Genomic DNA, 20969 nt, shown 5'->3' with positions numbered 1-20969 from the left:
GCGCAGAAGGGTTTCAGCCGAAGCGCTTTCCATCAACTGTGAAGCTGTATTCGTTGGCAACGATGGCCTCATCGACCGCCTCATCCGAAGTCAGGTAGTCGTATTCGCGCTCAAGCTGGCGATAAAGCCAACGGGCGAGATCGCGCAATGCCTCCATGACGGTCTCCTCGGCATCGGCGGTCATGTCCTGCCAGGTCGGGCTGTCGCGGGTGACCGAGATCGCCATGCAGTATTCGTGATAGTATCGCCCCCGATGGGTCGCCTCGGCGGTCAACTGGTAGAAGTTGCGGCGTTGCGCCTGGTGCAGGGCATCCGCGATGCGGTGCAGCTCCACATCCTTCGGCGCATAGGTACGGATTTCCGCCGCCGTGCCTTTGCGATAGGAATAGTGGCCTTCGAACGCGGCGCCATCGCCCTGCGACCAGAAGCCCGTAAACCAGATGCAAGGCTCTTGTCGCACGCCGCCGCCCATGAGGCGGACGGTGCGGGTCTTGATGCGGATGCCGAGGATGTCCGCGATCCGCCGGAAATCCTCATAGACGGCATCGTACCAATCGTAGTCGAAGCCGCCCTCGCGATACCAGGCGCGGGCATTGTCTTTCGCGGCTTCGGAAAGCTCGTCGAGCCGATAGACCGTGGTTTCGATGACGTCAGGCATTGGGGTCGCCCCTGTCCAGAACGGTGGAAAGCCAACCGTCGGTGTAGATCCAGTCCACCGTCTCGCCGGTGGCGAGGTCGAGGACATGCGCGCCGCCCCCGAACCCGTCGATTCTCGGACGTGAGCAGGTATTGGCGTATTGCATCCCCCATAGCCCGGTCAGGCCGAACGCGGCGGCACAGCGTTTGACGAACTGGATGACATGCTCGGGATCGCCGGTGCCGTCATCGCGCATCCAGAGCTGGGTGCCGCCATGTTCGGGCTGGATCGAAAGCATGAAGCCGTCCGAGGGCGGATCTTCGGCGGCGTTTTCGCGCGCCAGCGCGTTGTAGAGATCAAGCGCGCGGGCGGCGTTCTCGGGGCTGCCCACGTCGAGCAGGCAGGAGAAATGGGTGAAGTAGTCGGCCATGTCAGGCTCCTGAAACGAGAAGGCCCGGCGCGGGGCCGGGCCTAGTGGATGGAAAGGGGCGACAGGTCAGGCAGCTTGTGGCAGCCGCAGCAGATCGGCAGTCGTCTCGCGCCAGAAGGGATCGACCAGCCGCGCCTCGAGCAGGCTGGCGCGGTGGCGGAGATCACGAGCCGATACCGCATCGCCGCGCCCGGATGCCGTGAAGGCCATGCCCCGCAGACGGCTGGCCTCCGTGACGGTGCGGCGAGCCTCGGCGTCGGAGGCGACCGGATGCTGCCAGAGCACGATCCCGGCCCGGACCTCACCGGCAAGGACAAGGCCCAGTTCGTTGTCCTGAATGACCATGACGCGGGGGCGAAAGCGCAGCGCATCGCCCTGTCCAACGCGGAAATCACCGCGCGCAACGCGCTGGCTGGCGATGATCAGCGCCTCTTCGGGGGATTGGCACTGGCCGATGACGAGCGTGCGGTCGAAGCCGCCGACGTCATCGCTTTCGTCATCGCTGGCGATACCGATGCAGGAGATGCGCAGCGGCAGCTTCTGGGCATGACGCAGCCGGGGCAGGATCTGTCGCGCGACAATTTCGCCGATCGAGGCGAAAGTGGTGTGGTGGGAAAGGCTCATGGGGAATGCTCCGCGACGGACGGCGGAAGCCCCTCTCCCGCCTCACAATCCGTCACGGCCAACCGGCCCGCACTCTTACTCTCCCGTCCCGACGGTGGATCGTCCCGCACCTCGGCGGGACGATCCGGCGATCAGCACCAGGGCTCACGCCGCCCGGCCCAGGTTCTCGCCAGCCCTTCATCGACGAGAATATCGCCGACATCGCGGCCTTCGACGCGTATCGCCGCCAGGGTCCGGCCATAGCGGTCGGTCCCCTGACGCAGGATTTCGACCCGCCGACCTTGCAGGATTTCCGCCAGCCTGATCTTCGCTTGCCGGGCAAGGTCGGTTTCATGGATGCAGCGGCCCTCCATTTCGGGAGCGTCGATGTTGAATATCCGAACAGCTTCGGACTGCTGTCCCATACCCAGCCGGATCGAGTCACCGTCCCAGACGCGGATTTCCGCCGGTTCGCAGGAAGCCGTGCAGAGCAGGACGGAGATGACGATATGGCTGAGCATGGCAAGAGGCTTTCATAAGGGGGAGGCTGACGCGACTGCTCAGACTTCTTCCTGAAGTCGGCCATTGACGCAATGCGGATCGACCTCCGCCTCGATCCGCTGCGTCCGCCCCATCCAAGGCGCCGGGTGGATTGCCCGCGCCCAATCGGCGAAGGACGGGATACGGCCCAGATCCTCGCGGACATGCTGCTCCCCGACCCATCGGGCCGGGATCACCCTGCCGGTGGACAGGGTGATCGTCGCCCCGAAAATGGTCTCGGCCATGAAGATGCCCTCGGCATGGTGGCGAAGCGCGCGATGACGAAAATCGGCCAGGATCTCCTTGCTGGCATCGAACCAGCTATGGATGGGCAAGTAATCCTCGACCGTGCCGCCCCATTTCTTCACCGACGAGAGCGCATGATGATAGGGATGTGCCATTTCCGCCCCCTCAGAACTCGTGACTGTAGAATTCGGTGGCGGTGTAGCGCTCGTTGTAGTCGAGCGTGATGGTGCGCGCCGCCACATCGAAGCTGAACTCGCCATAGGCGCCATCATTGTTCTCCCAGCCGCCATGGGTTTCCGAGAGGAAGTCATAGGCGAGCTGTTCGATGGCCGCCTCAACGCCCATTGAGATTGCGGTCACCTTGTCGGTTCCCCATGCCACCGTGGCAATGGTGATCTCGCCCTGCGGCAGGTCCACGGTCCGGTCGTCCGATTGCGCGGTGATGTCCTCGATCTGGCCGCTGTCGCCAGAACCGTCGAAGGTGACGGTCACGAGAGTGATGCCTGCGGCGGCCAGCGCATCGAACAGCGCCGTCTTGTTGTCGGGACGGACCGCTTCAGCGCGACGGTTGCGCTCATCGCGCTCGGCGAAGAAGCGCGCGACGCTGGCGGCCATGTCGAATTCCGGCGTGGCTGGTTTGTCGGTATCGGTCATTGGATGATCCTCCAGGAGAGCGGGATGATATGGCCCGGCGGCGCTCTCCTCTCCTTCCGCCAGGCTCGCCCCGATCCCGGCCCAACTCTCCCTTTCCAGAGCCGAGGCGAGGCCTCGGCACCGCCGCTGGCGATGCGCAGCCTGCGCATGGCACAAGGCCCGGCTGCGCCTGACGCGGGCCGGGCCGTCGGGCGGAGGCGCTTTCGCGCCTCAGCCGAAGGGATCGAGTTCGAGCTTCACCATCTCTTCGTCGCCGTCGAACTCGTCGGCGGGCATGGCGCCGTGGGTGCCGTCCCCGGCCTGGAACACGACGATCACGACCATCAGCGTGGTGGCGAGGCTGGCGGCGAAAGCGGTGGCATCTGCGTAGGACATGGGTTCCGGCTCCTGTCTTTGGAGGCGGGGGACCATCCCCCGCGCGACAGGCGCCCGAAGTGTCTGACCGGATCTGCAATCACCCTCGGGCGTTCGGATTCTTTCCGAATCCCCGAGGGCGGCACGCGCGCGTAAGCCGACCCCACCGGGGTTGAATGCAAAGAGACGGTCGGACCAAGGTTAGCGAATGGAAGCGGGGGATGGTGCTTTGCGTCGAGCCGGTGCCGGAAACCCGTCGCAGATGCTTTGCTGCGCCAGCCTCGTTGCCGGCGGATATTCAGGGTGTGTTTCAGGCCGGGGACGGAACCCGTTGCCCCCACAACACCAAGGAGTTGGCGCAATGGTGAAGCTCGAACTCGATCCATCGCTGCTTGTGCAGCGATACCCGATAGCCCCGTGTGCAAGGTTCGGCTTTCAGGGCCGGTCAGTCCCAGAACCCATCGGCGATTTCGCGGGCGATCATGGCGCGGGCCTTCATCATCACATCGTCGCCGGAGGTGTCGATATGACCGAAAAAGCGCGTCCGGGCGCCATGGGCCGTCCAGTCGGCATAGCGGCAGTATTCGCGGGCATCGAGCCGGAAGGCGCGCATGTCCTCGGCCCAATGCGGTTTCGGTTCCACGATGACGGTGACGCCGTTGCGGGTTTCCTCCCAGGGAAGCGAGCGCTCCGATGGCGGATTGCGGCGGTCATCGGCGAAGATTTCATCGACCGTCATCATGATGCGCCCCCATCTTCGGCCTTCTCGACAAAGCCGGCAGGATCGTCGGGATCCGGCGGCAGATAGGCGTCATAGGGGTTGCCGCTTGCGAGATGGCCGAACGGCGTGAAGACGTAATCACCCCCGTCGCGGCCGACCGCGCACAGGACATAGCGTGTCTCACGGGTCGCGGCGTCGAGGCATTCCATAAGGGCGAGATTGCCGTCATCGGCAGCACGAAGCAGAGTGTCGAAGTTCGTTCGAACGGGATCGGGAATGGCCATTGTGTTCTCCTGAAACGAAGAAGGCCCGCCGTCACGGGACAAGCGGGCCGGATGAACGGGATCGGCGATGGTCACGCGGCAGCTCGACCCTCGACGGCATCGGCGCCTGCCTCGTCGGCGGTGATCTCCTCGAGGCGCGCGCGGCTGTAGCCGTTCCTGGCTAGCCAGAGTTCGGCCGCCTCGTGGTTCTCCGCGAGGTGCAGCAATTCGACGTTCTCTCCGACATCCTGCACAACACGGACCTGACCGATCTTCGGGCGTTCGACAACCCGGAAGCTCAGATCGCTGTCGATGCCGTAGCTGCGCATGATGGTGATGAGGATGATGCCGCCTTCGCCGAAATCACCCTCATGCAGGGTGAAGGACGGCGGCGTCGTGTAGGTCGGGCGCTCGCGGCCCGGTTCCTTGCGCACGAGGCGACCGGCCCCGTTGCGGGATTTCCACGCGGCGAGCTTCTTGGTGAAACGTGCGGGCGGTTTCGGCTGGCCGTCGCTATAGGCCACGAGCGAGCCGAGAGGCGCAATGTCGAAAATGAGGGAAGCGGACATGATCTTGCTCCTGAAACGAAAGCGGCCCGGCGAGATGCCGGGCCTTCAGATGGAAGGGATGGAATGCGGGGCGGCGGAGGCCGCCCCGCTGCTGCGCGTCACTCGGCGGCGACGAGGGCCTCTGGATCGTCGGCGGCCTCGGCCGTGTCCTCATGGCCACCGGCGAGGAAGTCGGGCAGCGCCACGCTGTCCTCGTCCTGATCGGTCGCGCCATCCACGGCCTGCGCCTCGATGGCGGGGCGCAGCGGCTCCGGCAGCCAGCCGGTATCGGCCAGGAGCCGTTCGGCCTCCTTCGCCATATCGCCCTTCTTGAGATGCGCGATGAGATCGGCCGCGCGATCGCCGGCGCCCTCGCGCACCGCCTCGATGATGCGGGTCTTGGTCACGCGACCCAGGTAGTTCTCGACCGTGGGCCTCCAGCCCGCTTCGACGAGATCGAGGCCGGTGGCCTGTGCCAGCCGTTCGGCCTCGGCCATGCGGCGGTCGAGACCGTGCTGCGAGATGCCATTCCCCGAATAGGGGTTGGGCCGCTCGTAAAGCGCGTTGACCCCGAAACTGACGCAATGGGCGAGCAGCGCCAGGCGGCTGGCATCGTCGAGACCGTCGATCCAGTCCCAGAGCCGGTCGTCATCGCCAGCGGGGATGTCGCCCCGCCAGGCGTCCGCGCGCTCGTCGATCATCTTCGCGGCGGCGCTGTCAGCGAGCCCGGTCGCATCCGTGGGAAGATAGATGTGACGCACGGCGGCATAGAGGCTGGTTCCCGAGGTGGCGGTGCGCTCGAAAGTATCGAGAACCAGCTTGTGCAGCAGCGCCGTCATGGCGACGCGCGGATTCTCGGCAAGCGCATTGCGCAACGCCAGCGTCCGCCAGGCGGTCAGGTCGGTCACCAGCCGCTCGGGCAGCGGCTTGACGGCATCGTCCTCCTCTTCATCGCCGTCCGGGACCGGCTCGCCGCCGACGGTGATAACCGCGCGCTGCACCGCATCGGGATCGGACGGGTCGGCACCTTCGCCCGCATCCTCACCATCGACGCTCTCGGGTTGTTCGTCCTCGGGGCGGACATAACCGGGACTGACGATCAACTCGCCATCGCGGTCGATGCTGACGAAAACACCGGCACGGGCGATGTCTTCCGGCGCGAAGGTGACGGGCCGGTTCTCGAAGCCTTCCAACTCGGCTTCGATCTCCCCGAGCCGCTGGTCGATCTCATCGGGCAGGTCGTCGGCTTCTGCATACTGCGCTTCGAGTTCGTCATACTCGTCGCGCAGCGCCTCGCGGGCGGTGCGCTCCTCGTCGGTCAGCTCCTGGGTCACACCGACCAGCCTGCGCAGGCCGTTGGCGTAGCCGTAGGGAAGTTCGACTGCCGCGTCGATCCACTTCCAGCCCTGTCCGGCGATCTCGTCGGCGACAGTGCGCAGCTTCTCGTCAACCAGGCGGTCGAGCAGCGTGACGTCCTGCAACCAACCGCCGTTCTCGTCGGAGAAGAGATCGCGCAGCACCGGGCCGCCCGCCGCCTCATAGGCGTCGATGCCGATGAAGCGGGCGCGCTTGTCGGCAGCCGGAACCGTGGTCTCGGTCAGCAGGCTGCGGATGTGCCAGGGCTCTTTCTGCCACGACGTGCTGATCCGCTCCCAGACCTGCTGCTGGCGCTCGTGGTCGGGATTGACGGTGAAGGCTTCCAGCATCGCCAGCGTCATCTCATTCCGCGCATAGGCGTCGTGCAGCGCCGGCGCGACCGTCGCGAGACGAAGGCGCTGCATGATGTAGCGCGGCGTGGTCCGCCAGGCGTCGGCGATCTCCTCCTTCGACATGCCCATGTCGAACATCCGCTTGAACGCCTTGAACTGGTCGAGCGGATGCAGGGCGAGGCGCAGCAGGTTCTCGGCCAGCGAGTCGTCGACTGCCGAGGTCTTGGCATCGGCCTTCTTGACGATGCAGGGGACGAGGCCATCGGCCGGGAAGCGACCGGCTTCGACGAGGCGCGCGATGGACCTGTAGCGGCGGCCGCCGGCCGGGGTCTCGAAATCGCCGGTCTCAACGCCGTCCGCGTCGAGGATGGCGCGAACGTTGAGGCCCTGCACGAGATCCTCGCGCCGGTCGATGTCATGGGTAAGTTCGTCCAGACCCGCCTCGACGTCAGCCTCGCGAACATTGCTGTCCGACAGCCTGATCCGGTTGAACGGAATGTCGCGCGCCCGTGAAAAGACGATCATCGGGGCGACGGGCTTCTTCCTGGCAGCTTTGGCCATGGTGATTTCTCCGCGACGGGCGGCCGGGAGCCACTCTCTCGACCTCCAACCCGTCACGAAGCGAAGCGCCGCCCTCTTCCTCTGAAGAGTGCGACGCCAGGCCACAAAGCCGGCAACCGGAAATCAGGATTCCCGGCTTTCCGTATCTGTGGATGTGCGGGTGAATGCCGCACCGGCGCGGTAGAGGGCTCGTTCCGCCGCCTGGATGCTGCCGGTTTCCCACGCAGCCTCCGCCCAGACCGAGATCGGGAAATCCCCGGTGAAGAGCAGATCCCGCTCGATCCCCATGCCGAAGGGCAACCGGACCCCACGCAGCTCTTCCAGGCTCCACGAGCCGAGTTCGGGGTAGCCGATATCGGCCAGGCCGAACATGATGTCGCCGCCCTGATCCAGCTCGGTGGCGAGCCAGACGCCCGCGCCGAAGGGATTGAAGAATTTGACGACGGGGACGTGATCGGCGCCGCGCTGCCGGCCATTGGCGAGGAGCTGCGCACGCTGGGTACGGGTCAGGAGGATCATGCCGCCACCCTCCGCTCGGTCGAGGCCGCAACCGATTCAGCGCCGTCCTCGTCGGGCAGATGCGACAGCAGCCAGTCGGCCGCCTTGCTCGCCTGCGAAGCGGCGCGGACGATGGCGCGGTTATCCTCGCGCAGCACCTCCAGCCAGGAGCCGATGTAGTCGGCGTGGCGCACGGTCGGCACGATGCCGAGCGAGGCGCAGCAGAAGGCCGCGTTCATCTCGGCGACTTATCTGAACAGTCAAGCTGTCTCAGCGGACTTTCATCAGCCGAAACCAGCCGATCTGGCGGCGTTGCGCGGTTTTAGAACGGGTGAGACACTCGGGAGTATCTGGAGGGCTGCTCTTCGCATTGCGGTTCGTGGTTTTTACGACTGCTCAGCGAACCGAATGCGACTGGTGAAGGGATTTCTTTCGTGCAGACTGCTCCGCGGCCGTACCGGTCGACCACCTCACTTACGCTCAAAGCATCTCGCCGATATCTGACGCGCCGCTGGGATATGCGAACATGGTGGTCTTCAACTGCTCTGCCGTCAGCCCTTGCCTGATCGCCAGTGCAAAGATGTTGATCACTTCGTCAGCGTGCGGACCGACAAGATGGGCGCCGAGGATGCGGTCAGTGTCCGCGTCGACCAACGTTTTGAAGCCATACACCGTCTCGGCCTGCTGGCGTGCGGTGAACCAGCCGTCCACGCGCTCGGTCTTTACGCGAACGTTCAGGCCTTTCTCACGCGCCTTGGCTTCGCTCATGCCGACGGCTGCGATCGGCGGGATGGTGAAGGCGACACTCGGAACGCCTGTGTATTCAGGCCTGACCGTGTTGCCGTTGAGCAGGTTCGCCGAGACTACCTTCGCGTCATGGCTTGATACCGGAGTGAGCGGCGGTCCTAGGCCGGCGGCATCACCTGCTGCGTAGACCGCGGGGTTGGAGACGCTTTGCAAAAATCCGTTCAACGCCAGCCGCCCGTTATGGTGCTTTACGCTCCCGGCATCGAGATCGAGCGTCGCGAGCGCCGGCGCCCGACCCGCGGCATGGACGACCAGATCTGCGTCCATATCGAGTTCGCCGTCAGGACAGTCCGCCCGGACGCGATAGCCGTCTGATACCTTCTCAATGGCGGTCACCCCTGCCTGTGTGCGGACATTGATGCCGCGCTCGCTGAACTTGTCCATCAGCCAGCCGACGAGATCGGGGTCGAATTGCTTGAGCATTCGCTTCCCGTGCTGAAGAATTGTGACCTGTGCTCCGGCGCGCGCCGCGATGTGCGAAAACTCGGCCGCGATATAACCGCCGCCGACAAGGACGATGCGTTCAGGCAGGCTCTCCAGTTCCAGGAAGCCTTCATTGGTGATCAGGTGCTGCTCGCCCGGAATGCCGAGCGGCACGGCCTCGGCGCCGGCGGCGATCACGATACGGTCCGCCTCGATCCTCTCTCCTCCGAACTCGAGCGCATTCGGGCCGATAAAGCGAACGTGACCGTGGAAGGCGTGAATCCCTTTGTCGGCAAAGGCTTTCTCACGCTTCTGCGGTACCGGATCGGTGAAGCTGCGCTTGAAGGCCATCAGTCCCGTCCAATCGAGCGTCGCGTCCCCTTCGATTCCACGTCCGCTCATGCGCCAGGCGTGATCAGCCGCCTCGGCGCCGCCGACCATCATCTTCTTCGGATCGCAACCGCGCAAGGCGCAGGTGCCCCCGAAGGGCCGGAAGTCCGCGACGGCGACGCTCCAGCCAGCCGCACGAACCCTGTGTGCTGTTACGATCGCAGCCGTTCCCGTGCCGATGATCGCAAGGTCATATCTCTTCGCCACTAGATCTCCTCCAACATTGTCACGTTCGACATCCGAGCCTTCACGGCTCAGCCGGCGCAGCATGAGAGCTTCGCCACGTCCTTGTCGAAGGCAAGAGCCGCGAGCTTCAGGCCCTCAACGGTGGTGAGATACGGAAAGAGCGTATCCGCGAGGTCGTCGACGGTGAGGCCGTGCCGGATTGCCAGGGCCGCCGTCTGGATGCTGTCGGCTCCCTCCGGTGCGAGGATATGCGCCCCGAGCAGCCGGCCGCTGCCAGCGTCGGCGACGAGCTTGATGAGCCCGCGTGTGTCTCGGGCGGCAATCGCGCGCGGCACCTGGTCGAGACCGATCGTGGAGACACGGACGGCGTGGCCGGCGGTCCGCGCAGCCGCCTCTGTCAGCCCGACGCTCGCCACCTGCGGATCGGTGAAGACGATGGCCGGCATGGCACTGTTGTCGTAGCGCAGGCTGTCGCCGTTGAGGGCGTTCTTCGCCGCGAGCTTGGCACCGTAGGCGGCCATGTAGACGAACTGATCGTGACCGGTGACGTCGCCGGCAGCGTACACGCCCGATCTTGTCGTGCGCATGCGGTCATCGACGAAGATGCCGCCCTTCGGCGAGAGAGCGATCCCATGCTCGGCGAGCCCGAGACCTTCGATATTGGGCGCGCGGCCCGTCGCCACGAGCACCTGATCGGCGTCGATCGTGACGTCCTTGCCGTCGCGATGGACAGTGAGTGCAACACCGTCCGCGGTCTTGCGGATCGTCCGGTACGTGATGCCGGAAATCACCGCGATGCTCTCGTCCATGAAATACCCCGTCAGCGCCGTGCCGATTTCGGGTTCGGCCTCCGGAAGGAGACGCGAGCGGCACACCAGCGTCACCTCGACGCCGGCGCGGGCGAACATCTGGGCGAGTTCGGCCCCGATATAGCCGCCGCCGATCACGAGCAGAGATCGGGGCAGCGCCTCGAGATCAAGCGCCGTCGTGCTCGTCAGGTATGGCACGGTCTCGATGCCGGGGATGACAGGGACGGCCGGTCGCGCGCCGGTCGCGATGATGATCTTGCCGGCTGAGACAAACGTGCCGTCCACCTGGACGCCGCCGTCCACGATGCGCGCCGGCCCTTCGCGATAGGCGATGCCGTTGTAAGCCGGGAGCAGGTCGGCGTACTTGGCCTGACGTAGCTCCGAAACCAGCGCGTCCTTCTGACGGACGGTTCCGCCCCAGTCGGTCAGTTCGGCCTCGGCCGTGATGCCGGCGAAACGTGCCGCGGCTCGGGCATTGTGGAGCGTCTCGGCGGCGCGGATCAGCGTCTTCGACGGCACGCAACCGATATTGACGCAGGTGCCGCCGATGGTGCCGCTGCCGATGAGGGCCACCTGGGCGCCCTGATCGGCTGCCGTGATCGCGGCCGAGAAGCCGGCCGAGCCGGCGCCGATGATGGCAAGGTCGTAGGAACCATTGTTGCGGCCATTCGTGCCAAGGCGCCGATGCGTCACGGGCCTGTCCGGCGATGCCGTATCGCCCGACGATTGAGGCTCACCTTGTGTCTCGGCCGCGTTGTTGCCGTGGCCGGCGATTGTGCCGATTCCGGCAAGGCTGGGCCCGAAGATCGCCCGACCTGCTTCGAGAGCTTCCTCGATCGACAGCCGGAATCCCGGCTCGTCTGCAGGACGCTGCCGGCGCCACGCGGCGAGGTGATCGTCGGAACAGAAGAAGGATGTTGCAGTGCACAGCGAGTTCGCAGCGCATCCGCCTTCGTAATGGACGCTGAGCCATACGACGGCCGTCGTCGGCTCAACGTCGGCCAGAGCCCGGCCCCGTTCCTGCGTGGTGATCCGGACCGGCGCGCCGCAGTGGCGGCAGCGCGAGACGATCGAGATGTCTTGGTCGGTCATAGCGCCGATGCCGAGCGCGTCGACCGCGCACATCGCAGTAAGAGTGCGTCCGTCCAGTGTGACCCGGTGGCCGGTGTCGCGGTCGGTGAAGGGATACGCGCCGACAATCATGTCGCCATCGAGTACGACGAGGTCGCGACGGCGGAGCTCTTCGAGCAGCGCACGGACGGCTTCCTCGCTCAGCCCCGCACGCTTGGCAAGCGCGCTTGGGGTCGGGGCTCGCCCGTGTTCGGCGTAGAGCTGTAGCAACGCAACGCGCACGCGATCCGTGGCCGCCTCGTAGCCGCTCCAGCGGTTGAGCACATGGTCGGAGCCGACCATGGCCAGCAGGGCCTCCTTCACCACGGGTGACGAAACCACCGACCAGTCCGGAAACGTCACACCCGGCCGCACGGCCAAGCTCGGCACCGTTGCGGATGTAGAAACCGTCGCCTTGTCGCGGGACGCGGAGGATGTGCAGCAATCGTTCATGGCTTCAGGCCTTCATTCAGAATCTTCGTGTTGGAACAGACGACCTTTGCACGGCGATGATGGATGCCGCAGGCGACAAGCCCGAGGCCCGCGGCGATCAGGGAAAGCACGACCAGACCCGAACCCGTCAACCACGCGCCGAGGCCGGCCAGCGGCGGGGGCACGGCAAGGAGTGGCGCCGCGCAGCAGATCGCAACGACAATGGCGCCTGCGGCGCCGGTGCGGATCAGGGCGCGGTCATGCATGTCAACTGCCTTGCTCCTGCGTCGGGCGGGCCGGATAGCCGGCATTCATGCTGGCGGCCGCGATGGCATCCGGGGTCGTCTGCGCGTCGTCGAAGGTCACGGTCGCGGTCTTGGCTTCGAACGAGACGGCCACCGTCGAGACCCCGGGGACCGCCGCCATCGAGGTCTTCACGATGTAGGGGCAGGAGGCGCAGGTCATGTTGTCGATGGCGAAGGTGACTGTGCGTTCGGTAGCGAACACGGCAGGCGCGGTCATCACCGACATGATCAAAGCAAGAGCACTCAAACTCTTCTTCATGGGACGGGTCTCCTCTTGGTGTCAGGCGGAAAGCAGCAGCGGGGCGACGTAGTCGAATGCGAAGGCGGCCGCGACGAGCACCGTCGCAAACCAGAGCGCGATCTGGACAATGCGGCTGGGGATCGGGCGCGCGCAGGCAGCATCCTCGGCGCAGGCCCGCCTCGGCTTCCAGTAGACGAGATAGAAGCCGTAGCCGAGAACGCCCGTCGTCCCGGCGACGAAGAGCGGCTTGTAGGGCGCGAGCGCCGTCAGATTGCCGATCCAGGCGCCACCAATGCCTAGGCTAAACAGGATGAGCGGGACGATGCAGCACGAGGAGGCGGCAAGCGCGCCGAGAATGCCGCCGACGGCGACCAGGCGCTGCCGTCCGACTTCGGCTCGGTCCGACGCGAGCACGTCGGTCGTGGCGGACGTCATGCCCGCCGTGCTGGGTCGCGATATATCCATGTCCGATCTCGCTTTCCTTGCCGAAATCCTCATTGCGCAGTACCATGCGGTCTGTAGCAACTACAGGGTCAAGAGGGATTTTTGCGATGCGCGATCACGCTGGCGTGAAGGGCCTGCAGCGGGCTGAGCTCGCCCGGCGGACGGGCAGCAATCTGGAGACTGTGCGCTACTACGAGAAGGTCGGGCTCCTGCCCGAGCCACCGCGCACGGCGGCCGGCTACCGCAGCTACGACACGACGCACGAGCGGCGCCTTCGCTTTGTGCTGCGGGCACGCGAGCTCGGCTTCTCACTCGACGAAATCCGCGAGCTGTTGCGCCTGGTCGACGAACGCGACCAGCCCTGCGCCGAGGCAAGCGCGGTCGCCGCCGCGCATCTCGACGATGTGCGGGCGAAGATCGCTGACCTGAAGCGCATGGAGCGGGTGCTCAAGGACGTCGTCGCGCAATGCGCCGACGGCACGCGGCCGGAATGTCCGCTGATTGAGGCGCTGTTCCGGGAGCGAACTGTCAACTGATCGGGTCGAGGAGCGCCTATGCGGCGCCCCTGACGTCGTTCCGGCAAGCGTTGCCCTGCTGGGCGTGCAGCCAGTCGGCGATCTGCTGCGCCTTGGCTGCGGCGGTGAAGATCGCGCGCTTGTCGGAGCGAAGCACCTCGAGCCAGGAGGCGATATAGCTGGCGTGGTCGGGCCGCGGCTCGACGCTGAGATGGAGGTCGGCGCAGATCATGGCGCTCAGGAGCTCGACCGTGCATTCCTCCATAGCATAGGCGGCCGAGCCGAACCGTCCGGAGAGATCACGGTCGAGGCGATGCCTGGCGCCGGAGGCGTGCCCGCATTCGTGGAGCAGCACGGCGTAATAGGCTGCGGCATCGCGGAAGCAGGCGAAGTCGGGCATCTGCACGTGGTCGGTGGATGGGCGGTAACAGGCCTGCGATCCGCCGTGGCGGATGTCGATGCCGAGCGCTGCGCAGAACCGTTCGGCCCGCTCGATGCGCTCGGCCTCGGGTAGCACCGGTATCTCGGGCGGCGTGTAGCCGTCGACCTGCGCGCAGTTGAAGACCGTGTAGCCGCGGGCGAACATGCGCCGGGCGGGCTCGTCGCGATCCTCGTCGCCGTCCTGTACGTCTGCCTTGCCGTGGCGATCGACGGTCTTCCAGAACACGACGAGGTGCCCGCGCTCGCCCTTGCGGACCTGGGCGCCGAGCGCCTGCCACTGGCGATAGGTGCCCCAGATGCCGGCGGGAAAGCCGGCGGCGTGCGCGGCGGCCCAGAGTGCGATGACGTTGACGCCACGATAGGCCTTGCGCGAGGCGACGTTGACGGGCGTAGTGATGGCCGATCCGTCGTGGTGCCAGGGCATCCGGTACTGGTCGGCGCCGGCCTCGATGGCGGCGATGATCTGGCTGGTGACACGCTCGTAGATGTCGTTCCGGGGCTGGGGTGTGCGATCGGTGGTCATGGCTGCCTCCTGTGTTCGCCCTCTCCGTCGAGGGCGAGGCGGCAGGGGCAGACGCGGGAAGCCGGGCCGTCACACCCTGTTCTCGGTGCTGGTGCGGAACAGGGTTGATGGGCCGGCAGCGTCTGCCACAACCCGAGCCCTGCCTCGACGGGCGAGCACGGGAGGCAGCCATGACCGGCGAGCGGCGCCTGGACCGGTCAGGATGAAGCGCGGCTGTCAGCCGGTGCCGTCCAGAGGCGGACGCCGCAACGGGACGACCCTGGCGTCCACGGATCGAGACAGCTCCGCTCGCAGACCTTCGATGACGGCATCTCGCTCGGCGAGCTGCAACGTCAGCATCTGGATGTGCTGCGCGAGCGTCCGGGTGAGCGCCCGCAGCTCCGCCATCTCGGCACCACGCACGGCGCGTAGTTCCGCTTCCAGAGCATGGATGCGTTCCTTGAGGGCCCTGGGCGACGATCGCCGCAGGCGGGCTTCGGCCGCGCGGAGCTCGGCGAGAAGATCGCCGGCCCGGTTCGCCGTCGCTCGGCTGACGCCGGCCTCGCGCGCCAGGTTGGCGACGGTCAGCGCCCCGTCGGTGCGTTCAGGGCGGCCGTCGAGCAACCGCTTCATGGCAGCCCTTAGCGCCGCTTGGCTCTTCGGCCCGAGCGCGGTCATGCGTCACCGTCCATGAGAGGCGCGATCAGCCGGCACTTGCGCTCGTTGTCCCGCAGGATCGCCGTGCGCTGCAGCGGCGATAGACGCCGGTCGGCCAGAAGCGCTTCGCCCTCGACGATCGAGGCCTGCCACGGTTCGCGGTGCCGGGCGGTCAGGCAGGCGTTCGGGCACCGGTCGGGGCTGCAGCGCGATAGGGCCGGCGCCGTCCGCTCGGCATCTGGCGCGCCGGTGAGGCAGAGCGCGGTCGCTGCATCGAACAGGCAGTCGTTGAGGAAACCGACATGCAGGGTCCGCCCGAGATGGGCAACCATGGTGCGCAGCCGCTTGCGGTCCAAGATCCGGCCGGGAAGATCGCCAAGTTCCTCCTGCACGCGGCCGAACTCGCGTCGCAGTCGCGCAGCACCCGGTCCCGCCGGGCCTTCACGGCGAAGATAGGCCTCGTAATGGGCGACAATGTCGTCGAGCTGGCCGAGTGCACGTTCGCGCTCGATCGCCAAGCGGAAGTCGGCCTGCGCCGATCCGGCATAGCCTTCGAACATGGCGACCGAGGCGTGCTTGTACTGGATCTTGCCGGCGACCGTGCCGAACGGCCGGTTGGCGATGTACCAGGCGATCGTGCGTCGGAGCTGCCGGGTCGTAAACTTCCAAGGCTCGTCGCCGATGCGCGGAATCGCCGGCGCGGCCTCCGAGCGCGTGTCGAGGCCCTCGCGGAAAAGGTTGAGTGTCGGCGTTGCACCCATCCCGAGATGATCGTTGCTCCAGGGCCAGTCCTTCAGCGCCACCCACAAGGATGACAGTTCCTTCTCTCGGCGATTGCGTGCCGAGAGAACCTCCATCACCGCGACGGCGCGAGCGACGGGCTCGATCGTGATCCAGTCGGCCGTGACGCCGCGCGCGCCATGGCGCTTGTACACCGTGCTGCGCAGCCGGTACCGCTCGACCAGGCCGTCGGCGCTGCGCACCGGCGACACGCAACCCGGCTGCATCGCCTGCACCTCGCTGTCGCGCATGCCGGTGAGGTAGGCGCAGACGAGATAGCAGGCGCCCTGCAACATCCGTTCTTCGCGGGCGAGGCTGAGGCCGTCGAAGCGCTCGCGCCATGGCAGTCCGGTGTCCGGATCGATCGAGATCGGCGTATCGAGCCCGCCGATCTCGGTTCCGAGCTCGGCGGCTGCCTTCTCGATCAGTCGTGCAGTCGGCTCGGACTGGCTGATGCGGCCGCTCTGCGGAGCGCCGGCGTGAAGGCGCATCAGATGGAGATTGTAGGGCGGGGTCTCTTCGCCGGTGAGCGGGTCGATGCGGCGGGCCACATTGGGCGCGTGCTCCCAGATCGGCACGCCTCGGCCCATGGCCCGGCGCACGTCGAGCCACTTGGCCACGCGGGCGCGATAGTTCTTGGCCACGGCCCGTCCGGCCCGCGCGTCCCGCGCCATCAATCGGGCGCAGCGGGCTTCGAGAGCGTCAAGCTCGGCCCGCGCCGCGAGGATATCGGGCGCATAGACCTCGACATACTTGAGCGCCCAGCGCAGCATGGCGCCGATGACCGGCTCGGGAATGCGCGGCGTGGCGTTCTCGGCGGGCGCTGGCGGCCGGCCGGCAACGCGGTGCGCCGCACGTCCACGCCACGGCAGGAAACCGATGCCGCCGCCGGTTAGCCATGGCGCCAGGTGATGCAGGTCGATCGGCACCTCGACATACTTCACCGTCTCGTGAGGCGTTCGCCGTCCGCCGTCACGGGCATACGCCAGATAGGCGTCGAGCAGCGCCTGATCGATCCGGCTGAGATCGACGGCGCCAGTCCTTGCGCGGAGGAACGCGGCGAAATGCTGGATGTAGCGCAGCAGGCGGATCGCCGAGGTCGCGCCGCAGGGCGCCCGATATCCCGGCACATGGATGCGCAGGCGGGCGATCACGTACTCCTTCGCCAGCCGCCGCGTGACGGGATCGGCGATGCGGGCGAGGTTCAGCCGGTAATTGCTGTAGCGGGCGTTCACCCGGAAAATGGCGGCGCCCAGGTCCCAAAGATCGTCACCGAAGCGCGGAAGTCGCGTGCGGTCGGCATCGTCCCTGACCGCCACGCCGGCAAGCACGGGCTCGTCGTTGCCATAAATGGCCGAAGGCAGCGACGCGTGCTGCGGCAGCTTGATCGGTGCCGGCATCATGGCGCTCTCGCTTCGGGCGGCAGGTAGAGGAGCGCGGGGTCCGATGACCCAATCCGACGGGCTTCCTCGATCTCGGCGTCGGCGAACCGGGGCAGAATCTGTTCGGCGATGCGTCCGTGAACCCGGCCGAACTTGGCGATCCAGTCGGCTTCGCTCAGCACCTGCCGCTGCGCCCGGATGAAGTTGAGGAAGGCCAGGAGCGCGGGCACCTTGCGGGCGGTGACCACGGCATTGCTGCATTCGAGACACCCCCAGAAGGGGGACGGACAGGCCTCTCCCTCCGAGCCGAACGGGCTGTTGTAGAAGCCGCCGCAACTGGCGAGCCAGACGTCCTGCTCGCCGCCGAACAGCGCCTTGACCGCGGCGGCGCCGACAACGGGAAGGCCGGTCGCCTTGTCGGGATCGGTCTGGACGGCCGCTTCCTCCTCCGACGACAGGACACAGGGGGGGAACGCGGCGTCGAGCGCATCGGTCATGGCGTCGGCAATTGTCGCCTCGTGCAGATGACGAAGCGCGGGAATGTCGGCGTAGTGGTCGGCCGCGACCGCGACAGTGTGGCCGACGGCGAAGCGGTCGAGCTGGCCGCCCGTGCGCCGGTACCATGCCGCCTTATGCGTCTTGCGCAGGCGCGTCAGATTGAGGCGAAGGCGTTGGCCCCGCTCATCAAGGATGCCGTGCCGGCGCGTCCATGAAGCCGCGAGCTCCTTCATGCTGAGCACCCGAGGGGTCAGGCGGCCCCAGGCACAGTGCGCCCAGAGCGTGTCGGCGCCGAGCCGGCTTCTCGCCGGACCGGTCCACTGCAGCGCCTTGCGGATCAAGCCGCCCGGCGTCGAGGAACCGCCGTCGCGCACACGCAGCCGCTTCCACTCGGCGCCGCGCGCCCGACGCTTGCAATACTCGATCTCGACATAGCCGCCCGCCGGGTTCTTCAGGCAGTCCGCTCGCAAGCCCTTGATCGCTTCGATCTCCATGCCGGTGTCGAGCGAGATAAGCACGATGAGCGGCACGAGATCGGCGGCGATGAGATGCCGGCGGCCATGCAGATCGTGGATCAGGCGATCGTTCGGCAGGCCACTCTCGCGGCGGAGCGTGTAGAGTCGCTTGAAGAGAGGGTGCCTGTGCCCGATGACGCCTTCCGCGTCGATCACTTCCATTACCTGTTTGTGGGTTGCTGCCAGCGCCTTGCTCCGATCGGAATCCTCGACCGCCGGAATACGATCGGCCTCGCCCAAGCGGCGGATGATGGCGGCGAGATCGGTGCGCGCCGCCTTCCGCAATGCCGCGGCGACATCATCGCCATAGGCATCGCGCGGCCTGGCGCGCACGCCGGGCCGATCGCTCGTGTACATCAGCCGGCGTGAGGCATCGGGCGGCAGGTGGCTGGGCTCCGCGGCCTCGGCAAGCCGCAGCAGGTTGAGCACCTTGCTCATGCGGTGCAGGCGGTGATTGGGATGCAGGCCGCTCCCCTCCATCCAGGAATCGAAGCCGTCGATGCAGACGGCACTGACGTCGGAGAGACGGGCGACGTGCGATCCGGCGGAATCGAGATAGCGCCAAAATGTCTTGAGCGCATTGGCATAGGCGTAGGCCGTCGAGATCGAGCCGGCCGGACCACCGACCTGGCAGGCGCGCCAGAGCGCGCCGGCAAAGGTCCGCGCCAATGCCTTGCGGCCGGCGAGCATCGTCAGGTCGATCGTCTTGCTGCGATCCGCCAGCGTGACGGTAAAGCGCAGCGATGCGATCGCAGCGGCGGCCTCGCCCTCGGGATCGGGCAGCGCCTCGGGAAAGAGGGCGCGGCGACCCGGCCGCCGCACCGATGGAGCCGCCGCGGCGGTCATGCCGCGCCGCCAGCCGTGTCTTCGGCCCAGCGATCCGCGGCGGCCTCGACCAGCTCCTGCGCCTCGGCGAGGCTGTCGAGATAGATGTAGGTGCTGGTGATACTCGCATGCCCCAGCAGGTGCTGGAGCTTCTGCAGAGGATCGCCGAGAATCCGCCGATAGGCTGCGCCGTGCTGGTCCTGCGGATCGAACACGGATCCGATCTGCTCGCGGATCAGCATGGAGAGCATGTTGACGGCGAAGGTGTGCCGCAGCGTGTGTGGCGTCACCTCGACCTCGATGCCGAAACGGCGGCAGCGGGTGCAGGCCCGCCGAAAGGCAGCTTCCCAAGTCGCCGAGGGCACGGGCTTGCCGCCTTCAGTCAGCCAGAGCAAGGCATGCTGCGCCTGGCCGGGCGTGCCGACCAGCACGCGGCGGCGTTCGCCCAGCGTCAGACGGTCGAGCCGGACACGCTTGCCCGCCGCGTCTGTTGCCTTCCCGTCCTCCAGCATCAGCCAGAGCGGATCGGACACCGAAGGCTCTGAGCGCGCGGCAGAGACCGTGCGCTCGAGATCGACATAGTCGCCGATCAATCTCAGTACCCGGCGGGGAACGCGGATGCGCCGTGGTCGTCCGCCCTTGGCGATCGGACCGGGGAGATCGAACGGCACCGAGCGCGATTCGGGATCGGTCAGGCGCGGCAGCTCACTCAGCAGCAGACTGCCGGCCTCTGTCAGCCGCAGGCCGGTCGTGACGAGAAGCTCGGCAAACAACGCATTGCGCTCGCCGTTGCGGCCGCGCCACGTCGCGTCCTCCGAGCCGTCGGGAAGCCGGCCGCGCAATCCCACCTCGCGGAACAGCAGGTAGCGGCCAAGATCGATGTAACGGGTATCGTGGCGCCGCGCGGCGCGCTCGCGGGCACGGTTCGTCGTCACAGCGAGCACTGCGCGGCTACCGCCGGCCCTGCGAAGGGTGGCGCCGTAGCTGAAGGGCGAGATCGCAATGATTCCTTCCTCGACAGCCCAGCGATAGAGCTTGTCGAGCGCGGCAACGCTCCGGTTCCAGCTCGCAGCCGAGATGCGGTAGGGAGCTGCCGACAGCCGACGCGCCCGGTGAAAGGCCAGGACATCGTCGCGGCCGGCCTGCCAGACCGTCTTGCCGCCGCGCCGTTCGACAAGAAAGCGCGCCCAGACGAGAATGTCGCGGGCGTAGGAGCGCCACGTGTTCGGCGATCGCGCTCCCATAGCAGGACAGGCACGAAAGAACCGGTTGAGAGCGAGATCGTAGCTGCCGTCATCCATCAGGATGAACGGCATGCCGTGAATCAGCCCGGTGCGCTCGACCGCGTCGAGCGCACCGGGCGCGAGGCTCACTGCAAGGTCATCAAGGAAAAGCGGACGCGAAATAGTGTCAAGATCGGTAAAATACAAATGCACGCACGATACCCAAGCGGAGCGCCTTCGGCGCAACTTCATTGTTTAGAATGCGAGGGGTTCCCCTCGCGCTCTCCCGCTCGCCGCGTGGCAGGGGTGCAGGACTTAGCCTGCACCCCATGAACAGCTTGTCGTGCCGCCGCCGCGTCAAGCGTTGTCCTCGCTACGCTGCGGGAACGCTTGACCCGGACGTCTGAAGAGCTTCACCGGAGCCGTGGTGAGGCGCCTCCAATGCATGATTCTGAGACAGGATCACAGAGTCAGGATAAGGCGACCAGCTCCTCGAAGGCGTATTTCTTCGTGCCGAAGCTGCCCGAAAAATCCCGCCCCAAGCGCGAGGCATGGCCTGTGGCATGGATATTATGCCGATATCGGCATAAGGGGCATTATGCCGTAAGCTGGATTATGCCGCATGGCCGAGTTCGGCGGCCGTTGCGTCTGCTGTCGGCCATGCGGCAGTTCGGCATAATCAGAGCGTTTCGAGGAAAGCGAGCAGCTCATCGCTTGGGC

The 20969-nt window shown here is 66.5% G+C and carries 23 protein-coding genes and 2 pseudogenes; 1 reads left to right on the top strand and 24 read right to left on the bottom strand.

All coding sequences use genetic code 11. The annotated features are described in order from the left end of the window. Positions 1–13: 13 nt before the first annotated feature. From P2PM1_RS08560 to P2PM1_RS08475, 18 genes and pseudogenes are all read right to left on the bottom strand, one after another. On the bottom strand, positions 14–658 hold the full coding sequence (locus tag P2PM1_RS08560) for an antitoxin (protein WP_039194756.1): 645 nt from the start codon (positions 656–658) through the stop codon (positions 14–16). Then, positions 651–1067, bottom strand: coding sequence for a hypothetical protein (locus P2PM1_RS08555; protein WP_186398808.1), 417 nt, complete (start codon positions 1065–1067; stop codon positions 651–653). The genes P2PM1_RS08560 and P2PM1_RS08555 overlap by 8 nt, the downstream gene beginning before the upstream one ends. A 66-nt stretch (positions 1068–1133) precedes the next feature. Then, entirely contained in the window at positions 1134–1691 is a 558-nt protein-coding gene (locus P2PM1_RS08550; RefSeq protein WP_039194755.1) for a hypothetical protein, read from the bottom strand. Positions 1692–1822: 131 nt separating this feature from the next. Further along, on the bottom strand, positions 1823–2191 hold the full coding sequence (locus P2PM1_RS08545) for a thermonuclease family protein (protein ID WP_012092610.1): 369 nt from the start codon (positions 2189–2191) through the stop codon (positions 1823–1825). Between the two features lie 39 nt (positions 2192–2230). Beyond that, complete coding sequence (locus P2PM1_RS08540; protein WP_012092609.1) at positions 2231–2611, bottom strand: hypothetical protein; 381 nt, start codon at positions 2609–2611, stop codon at positions 2231–2233. Between the two features lie 10 nt (positions 2612–2621). Further along, positions 2622–3110, bottom strand: a complete 489-nt coding sequence (locus P2PM1_RS08535) for a DUF6878 family protein (RefSeq protein ID WP_012092608.1) — start codon at positions 3108–3110, stop codon at positions 2622–2624. Positions 3111–3320: 210 nt separating this feature from the next. After that, on the bottom strand, positions 3321–3485 hold the full coding sequence (locus P2PM1_RS08530; RefSeq protein WP_166507195.1) for a hypothetical protein: 165 nt from the start codon (positions 3483–3485) through the stop codon (positions 3321–3323). A gap of 424 nt (positions 3486–3909) precedes the next feature. Continuing rightward, positions 3910–4206, bottom strand: a complete 297-nt coding sequence (locus P2PM1_RS08525) for a hypothetical protein (RefSeq protein ID WP_012092597.1) — start codon at positions 4204–4206, stop codon at positions 3910–3912. After that, on the bottom strand, positions 4203–4469 hold the full coding sequence (locus tag P2PM1_RS08520; protein ID WP_012092596.1) for a DUF6117 family protein: 267 nt from the start codon (positions 4467–4469) through the stop codon (positions 4203–4205). Before P2PM1_RS08520 ends, P2PM1_RS08525 begins: the two co-directional genes overlap by 4 nt. Positions 4470–4540: 71 nt before the next feature. Next, a complete protein-coding gene (locus tag P2PM1_RS08515) occupies positions 4541–5017 on the bottom strand; it encodes a hypothetical protein (RefSeq protein ID WP_012092595.1) in 477 nt (158 codons plus the stop codon). Between the two features lie 98 nt (positions 5018–5115). Then, positions 5116–7266: a chromosome partitioning protein ParB gene (locus P2PM1_RS08510; RefSeq protein WP_039194752.1), complete on the bottom strand. Its 2151-nt coding sequence runs from the start codon at positions 7264–7266 to the stop codon at positions 5116–5118. A gap of 123 nt (positions 7267–7389) precedes the next feature. Further along, positions 7390–7785 (bottom strand): DUF2958 domain-containing protein, encoded by a 396-nt coding sequence (locus P2PM1_RS08505; protein WP_039194750.1) that lies wholly within the window; start codon positions 7783–7785, stop codon positions 7390–7392. Continuing rightward, positions 7782–8012, bottom strand: a pseudogene (locus tag P2PM1_RS08500) (zincin-like metallopeptidase domain-containing protein); the annotation flags it as partial. The pseudogene P2PM1_RS08500 and the gene P2PM1_RS08505, both read right to left, overlap by 4 nt. Before the next feature lie 232 nt (positions 8013–8244). After that, a complete protein-coding gene (locus P2PM1_RS08495) occupies positions 8245–9591 on the bottom strand; it encodes an NAD(P)/FAD-dependent oxidoreductase (RefSeq protein ID WP_012112814.1) in 1347 nt (448 codons plus the stop codon). Positions 9592–9638: 47 nt separating this feature from the next. Continuing rightward, complete coding sequence (gene merBA / locus P2PM1_RS08490; RefSeq protein ID WP_012112815.1) at positions 9639–11942, bottom strand: bifunctional organomercurial lyase/mercury(II) reductase MerBA; 2304 nt, start codon at positions 11940–11942, stop codon at positions 9639–9641. Beyond that, a complete protein-coding gene (locus tag P2PM1_RS08485) occupies positions 11939–12187 on the bottom strand; it encodes a hypothetical protein (RefSeq protein WP_036742955.1) in 249 nt (82 codons plus the stop codon). Before P2PM1_RS08485 ends, merBA begins: the two co-directional genes overlap by 4 nt. A 1-nt stretch (position 12188) precedes the next feature. Continuing rightward, positions 12189–12485, bottom strand: a complete 297-nt coding sequence (locus tag P2PM1_RS08480; protein WP_012112816.1) for a heavy-metal-associated domain-containing protein — start codon at positions 12483–12485, stop codon at positions 12189–12191. A 21-nt stretch (positions 12486–12506) separates the two neighbouring features. After that, complete coding sequence (locus P2PM1_RS08475) at positions 12507–12902, bottom strand: mercuric transporter MerT family protein (protein ID WP_231771510.1); 396 nt, start codon at positions 12900–12902, stop codon at positions 12507–12509. Positions 12903–13018: 116 nt separating this feature from the next. Here P2PM1_RS08475 and P2PM1_RS08470 point away from each other — a divergent pair, with 116 nt between their 5' ends. After that, positions 13019–13447, top strand: a complete 429-nt coding sequence (locus P2PM1_RS08470; protein WP_012112818.1) for a helix-turn-helix domain-containing protein — start codon at positions 13019–13021, stop codon at positions 13445–13447. A gap of 16 nt (positions 13448–13463) precedes the next feature. On the opposite strand, the gene P2PM1_RS08465 is transcribed toward P2PM1_RS08470, so the two are convergent. The 6 genes and pseudogenes from P2PM1_RS08465 to P2PM1_RS08440 all read right to left on the bottom strand — a co-directional run. Continuing rightward, a complete protein-coding gene (locus P2PM1_RS08465; protein WP_012112819.1) occupies positions 13464–14390 on the bottom strand; it encodes an ArdC family protein in 927 nt (308 codons plus the stop codon). A 216-nt stretch (positions 14391–14606) separates the two neighbouring features. Beyond that, positions 14607–15047, bottom strand: a complete 441-nt coding sequence (locus P2PM1_RS08460) for a hypothetical protein (protein WP_012112820.1) — start codon at positions 15045–15047, stop codon at positions 14607–14609. Then, positions 15044–17209 (bottom strand): hypothetical protein, encoded by a 2166-nt coding sequence (locus P2PM1_RS08455; RefSeq protein ID WP_012112821.1) that lies wholly within the window; start codon positions 17207–17209, stop codon positions 15044–15046. Before P2PM1_RS08455 ends, P2PM1_RS08460 begins: the two co-directional genes overlap by 4 nt. Then, a complete protein-coding gene (locus tag P2PM1_RS08450; protein ID WP_012112822.1) occupies positions 17206–19047 on the bottom strand; it encodes a hypothetical protein in 1842 nt (613 codons plus the stop codon). Before P2PM1_RS08450 ends, P2PM1_RS08455 begins: the two co-directional genes overlap by 4 nt. After that, complete coding sequence (locus tag P2PM1_RS08445) at positions 19044–20501, bottom strand: site-specific integrase (protein WP_049775853.1); 1458 nt, start codon at positions 20499–20501, stop codon at positions 19044–19046. Before P2PM1_RS08445 ends, P2PM1_RS08450 begins: the two co-directional genes overlap by 4 nt. 218 nt (positions 20502–20719) lie before the next feature. Further along, positions 20720–20815, bottom strand: a pseudogene (locus P2PM1_RS08440) (zincin-like metallopeptidase domain-containing protein); the annotation flags it as partial. Positions 20816–20969: the final 154 nt, after the last annotated feature.

Origin of the sequence: Stappia sp. P2PMeth1 (assembly GCF_900185735.1) — a bacterium.
Lineage (GTDB): Bacteria > Pseudomonadota > Alphaproteobacteria > Rhizobiales > Stappiaceae > Stappia.
Note: the sequence above shows the minus strand (reverse complement) of the source record. Positions and strands in the feature narration are given on the sequence as shown.